The organism is Pseudomonas lactucae (assembly GCF_036688725.1).
In the GTDB taxonomy this organism is placed as follows: domain Bacteria; phylum Pseudomonadota; class Gammaproteobacteria; order Pseudomonadales; family Pseudomonadaceae; genus Aquipseudomonas; species Aquipseudomonas lactucae.
Genome location: NZ_JAQQPT010000024.1, coordinates 94,232 through 109,503 on the forward strand (window position 1 = coordinate 94,232; position 15,272 = coordinate 109,503).

The window sequence follows — 15,272 nt, forward strand, 5'->3', positions numbered from 1 at the left end:
AATGACCGACTATAAAGCCACGCTAAACCTTCCGGACACCGCCTTCCCAATGAAGGCCGGCCTGCCACAGCGCGAACCGCAGATCCTGCAGCGCTGGGACAGTATTGGCCTGTACGGAAAGTTGCGCGAAATTGGCAAGGATCGTCCGAAATTCGTCCTGCACGACGGCCCTCCTTATGCCAACGGCACGATTCACATCGGTCATGCGCTGAACAAAATTCTCAAGGACATGATTCTGCGTTCCAAGACCCTGTCGGGTTTCGACGCACCGTATGTCCCGGGTTGGGACTGCCACGGCCTGCCGATCGAACATAAGGTCGAAGTGACCTACGGCAAGAACCTGGGCGCCGATAAAACCCGCGAGCTGTGCCGTGCCTACGCCACCGAGCAGATCGAAGGGCAGAAGTCCGAATTCATCCGCCTGGGTGTGCTGGGTGACTGGGACAATCCGTACAAGACCATGAACTTCAAGAACGAGGCCGGTGAAATCCGCGCCTTGGCCGAAATCGTCAAGGGTGGTTTCGTGTTCAAGGGCCTCAAGCCCGTGAACTGGTGCTTCGACTGCGGCTCGGCCCTGGCTGAAGCGGAAGTCGAGTACGAAGAGAAGAAATCCTCGACCATCGATGTGGCCTTCCCGGTGGCCGACGAGGCCAAGCTGGCCCAGGCATTCGGCCTGGCCAGCCTGAGCAAACCGGCGGCTATCGTGATCTGGACCACCACCCCGTGGACCATCCCGGCCAACCAGGCGCTGAACGTGCACCCTGAGTTCACCTACGCCCTGGTGGACGTCGGCGACCGTCTGTTGGTGCTGGCCGAAGAAATGGTTGAGTCGTGCCTGGCCCGTTACGAGCTGCAAGGTTCGGTGATCGCCACCACCACTGGCTCGGCGCTGGAGCTGATCAATTTCCGTCACCCGTTCTATGACCGCCTGTCGCCGGTGTACCTGGCCGACTACGTCGAGTTGGGCTCGGGCACCGGTGTGGTTCACTGCTCGCCGGCCTACGGCGTCGACGACTTCGTGATCTGCAAAAAGTACGGCCTGGTCAACGATGACATCATCAATCCGGTCCAGAGCAACGGCGTCTACGTGCCGTCTTTGGAGTTCTTTGGCGGCCAGTTCATCTTCAAGGCCGACCCGGCAATCATCGACAAGCTGAGCGAAGTCGGCGCGTTGATGCAGACCGCTACCATCAAGCACAGCTATATGCACTGCTGGCGCCACAAGACCCCGCTGATCTACCGCGCCACCGCGCAGTGGTTCATCGGCATGGACAAAGAGCCGACCAGCGGCGACACCCTGCGCGTGCGCTCGCTCAAAGCCATCGAAGACACCCAGTTCGTCCCGGCCTGGGGCCAGGCGCGCCTGCATTCGATGATCGCCAACCGCCCGGACTGGTGCATCTCCCGCCAGCGTAACTGGGGCGTGCCGATCCCGTTCTTCCTCAACAAGGAAAGCGGCGAGCTGCACCCGCGCACCGTTGAGCTGATGGAAGTTGTGGCCCAGCGCGTTGAACTAGAGGGTATCGAAGCCTGGTTCAAGCTGGACGCCGCCGAACTGCTGGGCGACGAAGCGCCGCAGTACGACAAGATCAGCGACACCCTGGACGTGTGGTTCGACTCGGGCACCACCCACTGGCACGTGCTGCGTGGTTCGCACCCGATGGGCCACGAGAGCGGTCCGCGCGCCGACCTGTACCTGGAAGGCTCCGACCAGCACCGTGGCTGGTTCCACTCCTCGTTGCTGACCGGTTGCGCCATCGACGACCACGCCCCGTACCGCGAACTGCTGACTCACGGCTTCACCGTCGACGAGACGGGCCGCAAGATGTCCAAGTCGCTGAAGAACGTGATCGAACCGAAAAAAATCAACGACACCCTGGGCGCCGACATCATGCGCCTGTGGGTGGCATCGACCGACTACTCGGGTGAAATCGCCGTGTCGGACCAGATCCTGGCCCGCAGCGCCGATGCCTACCGCCGTATTCGTAATACCGCGCGTTTCCTGCTGTCGAACCTGACCGGTTTCAACCCGGCCACCGACCTCCTGCCGGCCGAGGACATGCTCGCCCTGGACCGTTGGGCCGTGGACCGTACCCTGTTGCTGCAGCGCGAGTTGCAGGAACACTACGGCGAATACCGTTTCTGGAACGTGTACTCGAAGATCCACAACTTCTGCGTGCAGGAGTTGGGTGGTTTCTACCTGGACATCATCAAGGACCGCCAGTACACCACCGCCGCCAACAGCAAGGCGCGTCGTTCGGCGCAGACCGCGCTGTACCACATCAGCGAAGCGCTGGTACGCTGGATCGCACCGATCCTGGCGTTCACCGCCGACGAACTGTGGGAATACCTGCCGGGCGAGCGCAACGAATCGGTGATGCTCAACACCTGGTATGAAGGCCTGACCGAACTGCCGGCCGACTTCGAACTGGGCCGCGAATACTGGGAAGGCGTGATGGCCGTTAAAGTCGCGGTGAACAAGGAGCTGGAGGTTCAACGTGCGGCCAAGGCCGTGGGTGGCAACCTGCAAGCCGAAGTCACCTTGTTTGCCGAAGAAAGCCTGACCGCTGACCTGTCCAAGCTGAGCAACGAACTGCGCTTCGTGCTGATCACCTCCACTGCGAGCCTGGCCCCATTCGCCCAGGCCCCGGCGGACGCCGTGGCCACTGAAGTGCCGGGTCTCAAGCTCAAAGTGGTCAAGTCGGCCTTCCCCAAGTGCGCCCGTTGCTGGCACTGCCGTGAAGATGTCGGCGTGAACCCGGAACACCCGGAAATCTGCGGTCGTTGCGTCGACAACATCAGCGGTGAAGGCGAGGTTCGCCACTATGCCTAATGCAGCCAGTCGTTTCGGACGTCTGGGCTGGCTCGTACTGAGCGTGCTGGTCCTGGTCATTGACCAGGTCAGCAAGGCTCACTTCGAAGGCTCCCTGGAAATGTTCCAGCAAATCGTGGTGATCCCGGATTACTTCAGCTGGACCCTGGCCTACAACACCGGCGCCGCCTTCAGCTTTCTCGCCGATGGCGGTGGCTGGCAGCGTTGGTTGTTCGCGGTTATCGCGCTGGTGGTCAGCGCGATACTGGTGGTCTGGCTCAAGCGTCTTGGGCGCGATGACACCTGGCTGGCGATCGCCCTGGCCCTGGTGCTGGGCGGCGCGCTGGGTAACCTGTACGACCGCATTGCCCTGGGCCATGTGATCGACTTTATCCTGGTGCATTGGCAGAACCGTCATTATTTCCCCGCGTTCAACTTTGCCGACAGTGCCATCACCGTCGGTGCAATCATGCTGGCGCTGGACATGTTCAAAAGTAAGAAAACCGGAGAGACCGTCAATGACTGATCAGGTATTGGCTGAGCAACGCATCGGCCAGAACACGGAAGTCACTTTGCATTTCGCACTGCGCCTGGAAAATGGCGACACGGTCGACAGCACGTTCGACAAAGCCCCGGCGACCTTCAGGGTCGGCGACGGCAACCTGCTGCCGGGTTTCGAAGCGGCATTGTTCGGTTTCAAGGCCGGCGACAAGCGCACCTTGCAGATCCTGCCGGAAAACGCCTTTGGCCAGCCCAACCCGCAAAACGTACAGATCATCCCGCGTTCGCAGTTCCAGAACATGGACCTGTCGGAAGGCCTGCTGGTGATTTTCAACGATGCGGCGAATACTGAATTGCCTGGCGTGGTGAAAGCATTTGATGACGCGCAAGTGACCATCGACTTCAACCATCCGTTGGCCGGTAAAACCTTGACGTTTGACGTTGAAATCATCGACGTTAAAGCGCTCTGACTGACGACGCACAATTAAAAGTGTGGGAGGGGCGGTGCGACGTCAATGTTGCACCGCCCCTCCCACCTTTGATCTTAATTATCAGTTGAGTAGCGTCAATCCTGATCCATAGTAGCTGCGAGACACGAGGCACAGCATGCAAATCAAACTCGCCAACCCCCGTGGCTTCTGCGCCGGCGTGGACCGGGCGATCGAAATCGTCAATCGCGCCCTGGAAGTCTTCGGGCCGCCGATTTACGTGCGTCATGAGGTCGTCCACAACAAGTTCGTGGTCGAAGACCTGCGCGCACGTGGTGCCATCTTCGTCGAAGAGCTCGATCAGGTGCCCGACGACGTAATCGTTATCTTCAGCGCCCACGGCGTGTCCCAGGCTGTGCGTACCGAAGCGGCAGGCCGTGGCCTGAAAGTCTTCGATGCAACCTGCCCGCTGGTCACCAAGGTGCATATCGAGGTCGCCCGCTACAGCCGCGACGGCCGCGAGTGCATCCTGATCGGCCATGCCGGCCACCCGGAAGTGGAAGGCACCATGGGCCAGTACGACGCCAGTAATGGCGGCGCGATTTATCTGGTGGAAGACGAAAAAGACGTCGCCGCCCTGCAGGTGCGCAACCCCGAACGCCTGGCCTTCGTGACGCAGACCACCTTGTCCATGGACGACACCAGCCGTGTGATCGACGCCCTGCGCACGCGCTTCCCGGCCATCGGTGGGCCGCGCAAGGATGACATCTGCTATGCCACCCAAAACCGCCAGGATGCAGTCAAGCAACTGGCCGACGAGTGCGATGTGGTGCTGGTGGTCGGTAGCCCCAACAGCTCCAACTCCAACCGACTGCGCGAATTGGCCGAGCGTATGGCGACACCGGCATACCTGATCGACGGTGCAGAAGACCTGCAGCGCGGTTGGTTCGACGGCGTCGAGCGTATCGGCATTACCGCCGGTGCCTCGGCCCCGGAAGTGTTGGTGCGTGGTGTTATCCAGCAACTGCACGCCTGGGGCGCGACCGGCGCTGATGAGTTGGCTGGGCGTGAAGAGAACATTACTTTCTCCATGCCCAAGGAGCTGCGGGTGCGCTCGCTGCTCTGACGGCCACGGTGCCGTCGCCGCGGCACAATGCCTGCTCAGCTCTATCGCTGCGCAGGCTGATGCGCCCGCTGGGTGCCAGCACCACCTGGTGCAGACTCTGCGCCGAATCTACTGTGCACACGTGCAAGGTGCCCGCACGGAACCCCCCGCCTGCAAATACCGGTTCGCCCAACCCGCTGAAGCGTACCTGGCGCTTGACCGGTCCGTTGCCGACTATCGGGATGCGCCCGTTGTCCTGATGCTCCAGCAGCACCGGATTGTCTTCGTCCAGAGGGCCGCGCCCGCTGATATCCACGATCACCCGCCAGCCCCGGCTCCAATCGTCGTGCCGGGCATGGATCACCACCGCCCGATTGCGCGCAATGGCTTCAGTACGTGCCAGGCGAAGGCCGTTCGCCAATGAGTGTGCTGCGCTGTACCGCTGCTGTGACTCCAGCAAACCCTTGAAACTGGGCACTGCCAAGTGCGCGAGGATGCCGCTTACGAGTAGCCCGAGCAGCAGTTCGATCAGGGTAAAACCACGTTGTCGCATGGGCCGTCCCTCCGTGGACGTGAGTCAATATTCAGTACAGCCCTAGGTATAGCGTCCAGCCGCTGGCGCCGAGTGATGGCATTTATGTCCAAAGTATTTCCCTTTGTTCCGCCGACGGCACGGCTGGAAAACCGCCGCTAGTCTTGGGTCGCACGGCAGAATTTACCTGCTTCTTTTTGGCCTTCGACATGGATGGCGACGATAATGCTTGACGGCCTGAACCTGTTTTCCCTGCGCACTTTCCCTCGGCTTCAAGGCGGCATGACGCTGATTGAAGTGCTGGTTGCGGTGCTGATCCTTGCCATCGGCCTGTTGGGCGCTGCGGTGATCCAGCTCAATGCGCTCAAATACACCGACAGCTCAAGAATGACCAGCCAGGCCAGTTTTATCGCCTACGACATGCTCGACCGAATCCGCGCCAACGCCGGGGCCGATTACTCATGGAGACGGGGCGAACGCGCGCCGGCCGATAGCGCCGCCGCCAGCGTGCGCGACCTGGACTTGCATGATTTCGAGACCAATATCCTGGGCTTTGCCGGAGAGAGCGCCAAGGGCACGGTGGCGATCAGCGCTGACGAGGTGACCGTCAGCATCAGTTGGGATGACAGCCGAGGTACCAACAGGCCTGGCGCGCGGGAAACCTTCGCCCTCACCAGCCGTATCGGCGATCAGTCGCAGGTGGGGCAGTGAGAAGCACAAATCGAGGTTTCAGCCTGGTGGAGCTGCTGCTGGCCCTGGCTGTCGGGCTGTTGCTGGTACTGGGGATCGGCCAGGTGTTGATCAGCTCGCGGGCGACCCATGCCAGCCAGCAAGCCGCCATGTTATTGCAGGATGACGCGCGGTTCGTGCTGGGCAAGATGATCCGCGACATTCGCCAGGCGGGCATGTTTGGCTGCCTGGCCACGGCGTTTATCGAGAATGCCCCGGCGGCGTTCGAACGGCCGATTGGTTGGACTGCCGCTGGCAGTGTGACGTCGCTGACGCTGATAACCGCCGATCGGGGTGAAGGTGGCGACAAGCCTGACTGGACGGTGTTGTCCGATTGCGTCGGTACGGCTCAAGCCTATGCCGGGAACGCACCTGCACCTGCGCCTGGGCAGATTCGTTTTGCCGTACGTCAGCTCACTTACACCTTTGAGACGGGCCAGTTGAAGGTCAGCACGCCTGCCGCGCCGGCCAAGGCGGTGTTGGTGGATAACGTGCGGGCATTCGACATCAGTTTTGGCATGGCCGCCAAAATGGATTCCACGCAGGTCGTGCGCTATGACAGTCGCCCGGCCAACGAGGCCCTGATACGCAGCGTGCGCATCCGCATGACGTTGCAGGACCCGGCAGATCGGGTAAAGGATCAAACCTACAGCGTCGTGGCGGCGCTACGAAACCGTTTGGGGTAGGGCGTCCATGAAGTTTTTCAATAATTTGCATTCGTTGCAGAGGGGGATGGCACTGCTGATCAGTCTGGTGTTTCTGCTGCTGTTATCACTGCTCGGGCTGTCGTCGATGCAAGGCGCCGTGGCGCAGCAAAAGAACAGCGGCAGCTTCTGGCATCGTAACCAGTCACTTCAGGCGGCAGAAAGCGGTTTGAGGCGGGGGGAGGGGGACGCGCAGCGAGCGGGGGGCGCATGGCCGCAATGTTCGTCAATTGTGGCCTGTGCGCCGCCGCCGGAAGCGTTTTCGGTGACTGGCGCCGGGACGGACCCTGTTTCGACGGTTGCCTGGTTTGCCTTCAAGGGCGGCGTCTACGCCGTGCAATCCCTGGGCGCTGGCGTCGGGGTGGCGAATCTGCCGCCGCGCGTTTCTGCGAGGTTGTACCGGGTGACGGCGGTCGGGCTCAGTGGTCAATCGCGTACGGTGCTGGAGAGCCTGTATGCGCAGGTGGAGGAGGATGGTCCGCGTTTTCGACGGGTGTCATGGCGGCAACTTCAATAAGGAGCAATGGGATGGGCAGGGACAGCCAGGGTTTCACCCTGATCGAGCTATTGATCGCCGTGGCGATCATCACGGTGTTGGCCGCGGTTATTTACCCCGGTTATACCGGCCAGGTAAAAAAAGCTTATCGCGCAGAAATTGTCGCCCTTCTGTTGGAGCAGGCCCAGCATCTGGAGCGGTTTTATACGAGGAACGGCACTTTTATTGACGCAGGCAACGTCAGTACCGGCAATGATCGCTATAGAATCACCGTTGCATTGAACCCTTTGGATTTCCTCCTGGTGGCGACACCGGTCGGTGGATCCATGATGGTTGGCGACGCCTGTGGTGACTTCAGCCTGACCAGTACCGGTGCGCGGGAGAATCCGGGGGCGGCGCCTGAAATGTCGCGCCGCACGTGCTGGGGGCAATGATGAGGATGCTCGATCATTGGGCGCCGGGTGCGCTTGTTCCTTTTTATCGACTGGATCGAATGATGGCTAAGCAACAGCAAGTGGTGATCGTCGGTGGCGGAGTCATCGGTTTGTTGACGGCATACAACCTGGCAACCCAGGGGCAGGCGGTAGTGCTGCTGGAGCGCGCGGGTGTGGGGCAGGAGTCGTCGTGGGCGGGTGGCGGTATTGTTTCGCCCCTGTATCCGTGGCGCTACAGCCCGGCGGTTACCGCGCTGGCCCACTGGTCCCAGGATTTTTATCCGCAACTGGCTGAGCGACTGTTTGCCGCCACCGGCGTCGACCCAGAGGTGCATACCACTGGCTTGTACTGGTTGGACCTGGACGACGAAGCCGAGGCGCTGGCCTGGGCGGCCCGGGAAGGTCGCCCGTTGAGCAAAGTGGACGTGTCTGCCGCCCACGACGCAGTGCCGGTGCTGGGTGGCGGGTATGCCCGGGCGATCCATATGGCCAACGTGGCCAATGTGCGCAACCCGCGTCTGGTCAAATCGCTCAAGGCCGCGTTGCTGGCACTGCCCGGCGTGACCCTTCATGAGCAGTGCGAAGTCAGCGGCTTTGTCCTGGACGATGGCAATGTAGTGGGAGTGAATACGCTCGATGGCCCGATCCTGGGCGATCAAGTCGTGCTGGCGGCAGGTGCGTGGAGTGGTGAGTTGCTGGGCACGTTGGGCTTGTTGTTGCCGGTAGAGCCGGTCAAGGGGCAGATGATCCTGTACAAGTGCGCTGCGGATTTCCTGTCATGCATGGTATTGGCCAAGGGGCGTTATGCGATCCCGCGACGCGACGGGCATATCCTGATTGGCAGCACCCTCGAGCATGAAGGCTTCGACAAGACCCCCACTGAAACCGCGCTGGAAAGCCTCAAGGCTTCGGCTGTAGAGTTGATTCCCGCTCTGGCGGACGCAGAGGTGGTCGGGCATTGGGCCGGCTTGCGGCCCGGCTCGCCGGAGGGCATTCCCTATATCGGCCAGGTGCCGGGCTTCAAGGGGCTGTGGCTCAATTGCGGGCATTACCGTAATGGCCTGGTGCTGGCGCCGGCGTCCTGCCAGCTGTTTGCCGACTTGTTGCTGGACCGTGCTCCAATCATCGATCCGGCGCCTTACGCGCCCGAAGGTCGCCTCAACGCTGGATAGACTTGGGCCCTTGTTCCAGATGCGCCTGGGTGCAGTACCACTCCTGGCGCAAGCTGAGGGCGCGATCCTGCGGCAGGTGCACCCCGCAATGGGCGCAACGCACCATCAATGCCGCACCGGGTTCGCTGGCGCGTTGCTGTTTAGCCGCAGGGCTTTTGAACTTGCGCCAGAACCACACCGCGGCAGCAATAACGGCAATCCAGAACAGAAGACGAAGCATGATGAGCAGTTTCTCGACGAGGAATGCGCCAGTTTAGCAAGGACGTGGCAGGCGCACAGAGCAATAATGCTCACCCACAAAAAAGGGAGCCTCAAGGGGCTCCCTTTTTACGTGGTCTCGACTGATCAGTCGAACACGCCGAAGGTCATGTAGCTGAACCACGAGCGGTCCTGGTTGTTGCCCAGGGCTTGCGGTTCTTGCTCTTCGATCACGTCGCCGTTCTCATCATGCGGTTTGAGATCGGCCGGGATGGCTTCCTTGGCGTCCTGATACTGCTTGATCACATCCTGGTTGGCGCGGGTTTCGCCCGGCGGCAACGGTGGGCGGGACTCGATCAGGCCAAGGGTGTATTTGCTCAGCCACGAACGGTTGTCCGCTTCGGCAACCTGCGGCACGAACTGGCCGTCTTTCAGGCTTGGGTGATCGGGGTAGTTGAGCTTCAGGGTTTCCAGGCTAGTGCTGGCCAGTTCGTCCAGATGCAGGCGCTGGTAAGCCTCGGTCATCACGGCCAGGCCGTCACCCACCGAAGGGGTTTCCTGGAAGTTCTCGACCACGTAGCGACCACGGTTGGCGGCTGCGACGTAGGCCTGGCGGGTCAGGTAGTAATGGGCCACGTGGATTTCATAGGAGGCCAGCAGGTTGCGCAGGTAGATCATGCGCTGCTTGGCATCCGGTGCGTAGCGGCTGTTGGGGTAGCGGCTGGTCAGCTGGGCGAACTCGTTGTAGGAGTCGCGGGCAGCGCCCGGGTCACGCTTGGTCATGTCCAGCGGCAGGAAGCGCGCCAGCAGGCCAACATCCTGGTCGAACGAAGTCAGGCCTTTCATGTAGTAGGCGTAGTCGACGTTCGGATGCTGCGGGTGCAGGCGGATAAAACGCTCGGCGGCGGACTTGGCGGCTTCCGGCTCGGCGTTCTTGTAGTTGGCGTAGATCAGCTCAAGCTGGGCCTGGTCAGCGTAGCGCCCGAACGGATAGCGCGACTCCAGTGCCTTCAGCTTCGCTGTGGCGCTGGTGTAGCTATTATTGTCCAGGTCTTTCTGAGCCAGTTGGTACAGCTCGACTTCGCTCAGGTTTTCGTCGACGACTTCCTTTGTTGACGAGCAAGCAGCAGTCATGGCGAGGATGGCGATCAGCAGCAGGTGTTTCACTTGCATGGCGGCTTGCGTCCCTATGACGGCCGCTGTCTTGGGCGGGGCCGTCCTGTTATGATGAGCGCCCCGTTGAAAGCCTCGGGGCAAAAGACGCCGTATTTAACCACAAGCGCGCAGCCGAAACCAAAGGCTGTGCCACGCCTAGTCTGAGCATGTCCGATAAAATTGAACTTCGCGCAGAGGTGCCGTCCGAATTGGGCGGCCAACGCCTCGATCAAGTCGCCGCACAATTATTCGCTGAGCACTCGCGCTCGCGCCTTTCCGCCTGGATCAAAGACGGCCGCCTGACTGTGGATGGAGCGGTTATCCGCCCGCGAGACATAGTCCATGGCGGTGCGATTCTTGAGCTGACTGCCGAGCAGGAAGCCCAGGGAGAATGGGTCGCCCAGGACATCGAGCTGGATATCGTCTATGAAGACGACGACATCCTGGTCATCAACAAACCCGCAGGCCTGGTGGTTCACCCGGCGGCCGGGCACGCTGATGGCACCTTGCTCAATGCCCTGTTGCACCACATCCCCGACATTATCAATGTGCCGCGTTGCGGCATCGTGCACCGTCTGGACAAGGACACCACCGGCTTGATGGTCGTGGCCAAGACCATTCAGGCACAAACGCAGTTGGTAACCCAATTGCAGAGCCGCAGCGTCAGCCGGATCTACGAGTGCATCGTGATCGGCGTGGTCGTGGCCGGTGGCAAGATCAACGCCCCGATCGGCCGTCACGGCCAGCAGCGCCAGCGTATGGCGGTGATGGAAGGTGGCAAGCAGGCCGTTAGCCACTATCGGGTACTGGAGCGTTTTCGTTCCCATACCCATGTGCGGGTCAAGCTGGAAACCGGTCGTACTCACCAGATTCGCGTGCACATGGCCCACATCAACTTCCCGTTGGTCGGCGATCCTGCCTACGGTGGTCGCTTCCGCATTCCGCCTGCGGCCAGCCAGACCATGGTTGAATCGCTCAAGACGTTCCCGCGCCAGGCATTGCATGCACGCTTCCTGGAACTGGATCATCCGACGAGCGGTCAGCGCATGAGCTGGGAATCGCCACTGCCGGACGATTTTGTCTGGCTGCTGTCGCTGCTCAAGCAGGATCGCGAGGCGTTTGTCGGATGAGTGACTGGCTGATACCTGACTGGCCCGCGCCGGCTTGGGTTAAAGCTTGCGTCACCACGCGCGCGGGCGGCGTCAGTCAGGCGCCGTTCGACAGCCTCAACCTTGGCGATCATGTCGAGGACAGCCTTGAGGCCGTCCTCGAGAACCGCCGTCGTCTTACCGAAGCCTTTAGTATTCAGCCGGCCTGGCTGCGCCAGGTCCATGGCGTGACGGTGGTCGAAGCCGACCCTGGCCGCACGCCTGAAGCCGATGGCAGTTGGACCAGCACCCCAGGCATCGCCTGCACTGCGATGACCGCTGATTGCCTGCCCGCGCTGTTCTGCAACCGTGCGGGTACCCGCGTCGCGGCGGCCCATGCCGGTTGGCGCGGGCTGGCGGCGGGTGTGTTGGAAGCTGCTTTTGAAAGCCTGGACGCAGAGCCTGCCGATGTTTTGGTCTGGCTGGGCCCGGCAATCGGTCCGCAGGCTTTCGAAGTGGGCCCGGAGGTGCGTGAAGCCTTCATGGGGCAACTGCCGGGTACCGTCGACGCCTTTGTGCCGAGCCGCAACCCTGGCAAGTTCATGGCCGACATCTATAAGCTGGGGCGCCTGCGCCTCGCCGCGCGGGGTGTCACGGCTGTCTACGGTGGCGGTTTGTGCACGGTGACCGACCCGCGTTTCTTCTCTTACCGCCGCAGCCCGCGCACCGGTCGGTTTGCCTCCCTTATCTGGCTGGAACGCTAGACTCTCCTGATCCATATCAAGCATCGCCCGCTTGAATCCTCCAGAATCCACCCCATCTATAAGGGTATCTGGCAGGTTTCTTCATTCAGGAATGTTTTATAGCTCCGGCCTGCTCAAAAGGAAGGTGACTAATGCGTATTGATCGTTTAACCAGCAAATTGCAGTTGGCCTTATCGGACTCCCAATCCTTGGCGGTCGGCCTCGACCACCCGGCCATCGAGCCTGCGCACTTGATGCAGGCGCTCCTGGAGCAGCAAGGTGGTTCTATCAAACCTTTGCTGATGCAGGTGGGCTTTGACGTCAACAGCCTGCGCAAGGAGTTGAGCAAAGAGCTCGACCAACTGCCGAAAATCCAGAACCCGACCGGCGACGTGAACATGTCGCAGGACTTGGCGCGCCTGCTTAACCAGGCCGACCGCCTCGCCCAGCAAAAAGGCGACCAGTTCATCTCCAGCGAACTGGTGCTGCTCGCCGCCATGGACGAAAACAGCAAGCTCGGCAAGTTGCTGCTGGGTCAGGGCGTAAGCAAGAAAGCCCTGGAAAATGCCATCAACAACCTGCGTGGCGGCGACGCGGTGAACGACCCCAACCACGAGGAGTCGCGCCAGGCCCTGGACAAATACACCGTCGACCTGACCAAGCGGGCCGAAGAGGGCAAGCTCGACCCGGTGATCGGCCGTGACGATGAAATCCGTCGCACCATCCAGGTCCTGCAACGTCGCACCAAGAACAACCCGGTACTGATCGGTGAGCCTGGCGTGGGTAAAACCGCGATTGCCGAGGGTTTGGCCCAGCGCATCATCAATGGTGAAGTGCCGGACGGTCTCAAAGGCAAGCGCCTGCTGTCCCTGGACATGGGGGCGTTGATTGCCGGCGCCAAGTTCCGTGGCGAGTTCGAAGAACGCCTGAAATCCCTGCTCAATGAACTGTCGAAGCAGGAAGGGCAGATCATTCTGTTTATCGACGAACTGCACACCATGGTCGGCGCCGGTAAAGGCGAGGGCTCCATGGACGCCGGCAACATGCTCAAGCCCGCCCTGGCACGAGGCGAGCTGCATTGCGTCGGTGCGACCACGCTCAACGAGTATCGCCAGTACATTGAAAAAGACGCGGCCCTCGAGCGGCGGTTCCAGAAAGTGCTGGTGGAAGAGCCGAGCGAAGAAGACACCATTGCGATCCTGCGTGGCCTGAAAGAACGCTACGAGGTCCACCATAAGGTGGCGATCACCGACGGCGCGATCATCGCGGCGGCCAAATTGAGCCATCGCTACATCACCGACCGTCAGTTGCCCGACAAGGCCATCGACTTGATCGACGAAGCGGCCAGTCGTATTCGCATGGAGATCGACTCCAAGCCGGAAGTGCTCGATCGTCTGGATCGGCGCCTGATTCAACTGAAAGTCGAATCCCAGGCGCTGAAAAAGGAAGAGGACGACGCGGCGAAGAAACGCCTGGAAAAACTTCAGGAAGAAATCCTGCGTCTGGAGCGTGAGTATTCGGACCTCGAAGAAATCTGGACCTCGGAAAAAGCCGAAGTGCAGGGCTCTGCTCAGATCCAGCAAAAGATCGAACAGTCGCGCCAGGAGCTGGAAGCCGCACGCCGTAAAGGTGACCTGAACCGCATGGCCGAGTTGCAGTATGGGGTCATCCCGGACCTGGAGCGCAGCCTGCAAATGGTCGACCAGCACGGCAAGGCTGAAAACCAGCTGCTGCGCAGCAAGGTGACCGAGGAAGAAATCGCCGAAGTCGTCTCGAAGTGGACCGGCATTCCGGTGTCGAAAATGCTCGAAGGCGAGCGTGACAAGCTGCTGAAGATGGAGCACCTGTTGCACCAACGTGTGATCGGCCAGGAAGAGGCGGTGGTGGCCGTGTCCAACGCGGTGCGGCGTTCCCGGGCCGGCTTGTCCGATCCTAACCGTCCGAGCGGCTCGTTCATGTTCCTCGGCCCGACCGGCGTGGGTAAGACCGAGTTGTGCAAGGCCCTGGCCGAATTCCTCTTTGATACCGAAGAGGCCATGGTGCGGATCGACATGTCCGAATTCATGGAAAAACACTCGGTGGCGCGTCTCATCGGTGCCCCACCAGGCTACGTGGGCTATGAAGAGGGCGGTTACCTGACCGAGGCCGTGCGGCGCAAACCTTACTCGGTGATCCTGCTGGATGAGGTCGAGAAGGCGCACCCGGATGTGTTCAACATCTTGCTGCAAGTGTTGGAAGATGGCCGGTTGACGGACAGCCACGGGCGTACCGTGGACTTTCGCAACACGGTGATCGTGATGACTTCCAACCTGGGTTCGGCGCAGATCCAGGAGCTGGTAGGGGATCGTGAGGCGCAGCGTGCCGCTGTCATGGATGCGCTCACCAGTCATTTCCGCCCGGAATTTATCAATCGGGTCGACGAAGTGGTGATCTTCGAACCGTTGGCGCGGGATCAGATCGCCGGTATCACCGAGATCCAGCTGGGCCGTCTGCGTGGTCGCCTGGCTGAGCGCGAGCTGTCGCTGGAACTCAGCCGCGAGGCGTTGGACAAGCTGATCGCGGTCGGTTACGACCCTGTGTATGGCGCACGGCCTCTGAAACGTGCGATCCAGCGCTGGATCGAGAACCCGCTGGCGCAGTTGATCCTGTCGGGCAGCTTTATGCCTGGCACCAGCGTCGAGGCGACTGTGGAGAACGACGAAATCGTCTTCCACTAAGTCTGGATTGCACTGCTATAAGAGAAGGCCCTGCATCGCCGGGCCTTTTTTTTCGATAGGGCGTTGAACTGTAAGGCAAAGGCTTGTAAAGTGCGCCCCGCAGCAACGTCAGCCCACGGGTTTCTTCTCCCCAAGAAGAAATCAGAAAGAAGCGCAAATCATTGTCTTAAAAGCAATTTAAAGGGTTGACAGGGTTTTTTAAGATTGTAGAATAGCGCGCCTCAGAGACGCTAACGTAGCGATACGGACAGGGTCGAAGAGGAAGGTTACACAGCAGTAAAATTGAAATATGTAGTTCCGTGATAGCTCAGTCGGTAGAGCAAATGACTGTTAATCATTGGGTCCCAGGTTCGAGTCCTGGTCACGGAGCCAATTTCAAATCGGGGTATAGCGCAGTCCGGTAGCGCGCCTGCTTTGGGAGCAGGATGTCGGGAGTTCGAATCCCCCTACCCCGACCA

General features: G+C 60.7%; 15 protein-coding genes and 2 tRNA genes. 14 read left to right on the top strand and 3 right to left on the bottom strand.

Going from position 1 to position 15,272, the window contains the following annotated elements; translation table 11 throughout:
* Window position 1: 1 nt before the first annotated feature.
* The 4 genes from ileS (at window position 2) to ispH (ending at window position 4,867) form a co-directional block, all read left to right on the top strand.
* Complete coding sequence (gene ileS, locus V6M90_RS24840) at window positions 2-2,833, top strand: isoleucine--tRNA ligase (protein WP_003171651.1); 2,832 nt, start codon at window positions 2-4, stop codon at window positions 2,831-2,833.
* The gene (gene lspA / locus V6M90_RS24845) at window positions 2,826-3,338 is read left to right on the top strand and encodes a signal peptidase II (protein WP_003171652.1); all 513 of its coding nucleotides are present in this window, start codon (window positions 2,826-2,828) and stop codon (window positions 3,336-3,338) included. Before ileS ends, lspA begins: the two co-directional genes overlap by 8 nt.
* Before the next feature lie 7 nt (window positions 3,339-3,345).
* Window positions 3,346-3,783 carry an FKBP-type peptidyl-prolyl cis-trans isomerase gene (fkpB, locus tag V6M90_RS24850; RefSeq protein ID WP_181408625.1) on the top strand — a complete coding sequence of 146 codons (438 nt, stop codon included), beginning with the start codon at window positions 3,346-3,348 and terminating at the stop codon, window positions 3,781-3,783.
* Window positions 3,784-3,919: 136 nt separating this feature from the next.
* Complete coding sequence (ispH, locus tag V6M90_RS24855; RefSeq protein WP_003171655.1) at window positions 3,920-4,867, top strand: 4-hydroxy-3-methylbut-2-enyl diphosphate reductase; 948 nt, start codon at window positions 3,920-3,922, stop codon at window positions 4,865-4,867.
* On the opposite strand, the gene V6M90_RS24860 is transcribed toward ispH, so the two are convergent.
* Window positions 4,821-5,399, bottom strand: coding sequence for a GspH/FimT family pseudopilin (locus V6M90_RS24860; RefSeq protein ID WP_042944148.1), 579 nt, complete (start codon window positions 5,397-5,399; stop codon window positions 4,821-4,823). The genes ispH and V6M90_RS24860 overlap by 47 nt on opposite strands.
* Before the next feature lie 204 nt (window positions 5,400-5,603).
* On the opposite strand from V6M90_RS24860, the gene pilV reads away from it, so the two are divergent.
* From pilV to thiO, 5 genes are all read left to right on the top strand, one after another.
* Window positions 5,604-6,089 (top strand): type IV pilus modification protein PilV, encoded by a 486-nt coding sequence (pilV, locus tag V6M90_RS24865; RefSeq protein WP_003171658.1) that lies wholly within the window; start codon window positions 5,604-5,606, stop codon window positions 6,087-6,089.
* The gene (locus tag V6M90_RS24870) at window positions 6,086-6,793 is read left to right on the top strand and encodes a PilW family protein (RefSeq protein ID WP_332847284.1); all 708 of its coding nucleotides are present in this window, start codon (window positions 6,086-6,088) and stop codon (window positions 6,791-6,793) included. The genes pilV and V6M90_RS24870 overlap by 4 nt, the downstream gene beginning before the upstream one ends.
* A 7-nt stretch (window positions 6,794-6,800) precedes the next feature.
* Window positions 6,801-7,328: a pilus assembly PilX family protein gene (locus V6M90_RS24875; protein WP_141064332.1), complete on the top strand. Its 528-nt coding sequence runs from the start codon at window positions 6,801-6,803 to the stop codon at window positions 7,326-7,328.
* An 11-nt stretch (window positions 7,329-7,339) separates the two neighbouring features.
* Window positions 7,340-7,741, top strand: coding sequence for a type IV pilin protein (locus V6M90_RS24880; protein ID WP_141064333.1), 402 nt, complete (start codon window positions 7,340-7,342; stop codon window positions 7,739-7,741).
* 62 nt (window positions 7,742-7,803) lie between these two features.
* Window positions 7,804-8,913 (top strand): glycine oxidase ThiO, encoded by a 1,110-nt coding sequence (gene thiO / locus V6M90_RS24885; protein ID WP_042944151.1) that lies wholly within the window; start codon window positions 7,804-7,806, stop codon window positions 8,911-8,913.
* Here the strand turns inward: thiO and V6M90_RS24890 are convergent.
* Window positions 8,900-9,133 (bottom strand): PP0621 family protein, encoded by a 234-nt coding sequence (locus tag V6M90_RS24890; protein WP_003171665.1) that lies wholly within the window; start codon window positions 9,131-9,133, stop codon window positions 8,900-8,902. The two genes, thiO and V6M90_RS24890, sit on opposite strands and share 14 nt — an antisense overlap.
* Before the next feature lie 125 nt (window positions 9,134-9,258).
* Complete coding sequence (locus tag V6M90_RS24895) at window positions 9,259-10,284, bottom strand: outer membrane protein assembly factor BamD (RefSeq protein WP_003171666.1); 1,026 nt, start codon at window positions 10,282-10,284, stop codon at window positions 9,259-9,261.
* Window positions 10,285-10,433: 149 nt separating this feature from the next.
* Between V6M90_RS24895 and rluD the strand changes: the two genes are divergently transcribed.
* The 5 genes from rluD to V6M90_RS24920 all read left to right on the top strand — a co-directional run bounded on the left by rluD (window position 10,434) and on the right by V6M90_RS24920 (window position 15,272).
* Window positions 10,434-11,396, top strand: coding sequence for a 23S rRNA pseudouridine(1911/1915/1917) synthase RluD (gene rluD / locus V6M90_RS24900; RefSeq protein WP_003171668.1), 963 nt, complete (start codon window positions 10,434-10,436; stop codon window positions 11,394-11,396).
* Window positions 11,393-12,118: a peptidoglycan editing factor PgeF gene (gene pgeF, locus V6M90_RS24905; protein WP_332847285.1), complete on the top strand. Its 726-nt coding sequence runs from the start codon at window positions 11,393-11,395 to the stop codon at window positions 12,116-12,118. The genes rluD and pgeF overlap by 4 nt, the downstream gene beginning before the upstream one ends.
* A gap of 131 nt (window positions 12,119-12,249) precedes the next feature.
* Entirely contained in the window at window positions 12,250-14,814 is a 2,565-nt protein-coding gene (gene clpB / locus V6M90_RS24910; RefSeq protein WP_003171671.1) for an ATP-dependent chaperone ClpB, read from the top strand.
* A gap of 296 nt (window positions 14,815-15,110) precedes the next feature.
* Window positions 15,111-15,186: transfer RNA gene (locus V6M90_RS24915), tRNA-Asn, on the top strand.
* 9 nt (window positions 15,187-15,195) lie between these two features.
* Window positions 15,196-15,272, top strand: a tRNA-Pro gene (locus tag V6M90_RS24920).

Coding starts and splice junctions, on each gene's coding strand:
- V6M90_RS24890 (WP_003171665.1), bottom strand. CDS start 9,133: ATGCTTCGTCTTCTGTTCTGGATTGCCGTTATTGCTGCCGCGGTGTGG.
- V6M90_RS24880 (WP_141064333.1), top strand. CDS start 7,340: ATGGGCAGGGACAGCCAGGGTTTCACCCTGATCGAGCTATTGATCGCC.
- ispH (WP_003171655.1), top strand. CDS start 3,920: ATGCAAATCAAACTCGCCAACCCCCGTGGCTTCTGCGCCGGCGTGGAC.
- V6M90_RS24895 (WP_003171666.1), bottom strand. CDS start 10,284: ATGCAAGTGAAACACCTGCTGCTGATCGCCATCCTCGCCATGACTGCT.
- thiO (WP_042944151.1), top strand. CDS start 7,804: ATGGCTAAGCAACAGCAAGTGGTGATCGTCGGTGGCGGAGTCATCGGT.
- V6M90_RS24860 (WP_042944148.1), bottom strand. CDS start 5,399: ATGCGACAACGTGGTTTTACCCTGATCGAACTGCTGCTCGGGCTACTC.
- V6M90_RS24875 (WP_141064332.1), top strand. CDS start 6,801: ATGAAGTTTTTCAATAATTTGCATTCGTTGCAGAGGGGGATGGCACTG.
- clpB (WP_003171671.1), top strand. CDS start 12,250: ATGCGTATTGATCGTTTAACCAGCAAATTGCAGTTGGCCTTATCGGAC.
- pgeF (WP_332847285.1), top strand. CDS start 11,393: ATGAGTGACTGGCTGATACCTGACTGGCCCGCGCCGGCTTGGGTTAAA.
- pilV (WP_003171658.1), top strand. CDS start 5,604: ATGCTTGACGGCCTGAACCTGTTTTCCCTGCGCACTTTCCCTCGGCTT.
- rluD (WP_003171668.1), top strand. CDS start 10,434: ATGTCCGATAAAATTGAACTTCGCGCAGAGGTGCCGTCCGAATTGGGC.
- ileS (WP_003171651.1), top strand. CDS start 2: ATGACCGACTATAAAGCCACGCTAAACCTTCCGGACACCGCCTTCCCA.
- lspA (WP_003171652.1), top strand. CDS start 2,826: ATGCCTAATGCAGCCAGTCGTTTCGGACGTCTGGGCTGGCTCGTACTG.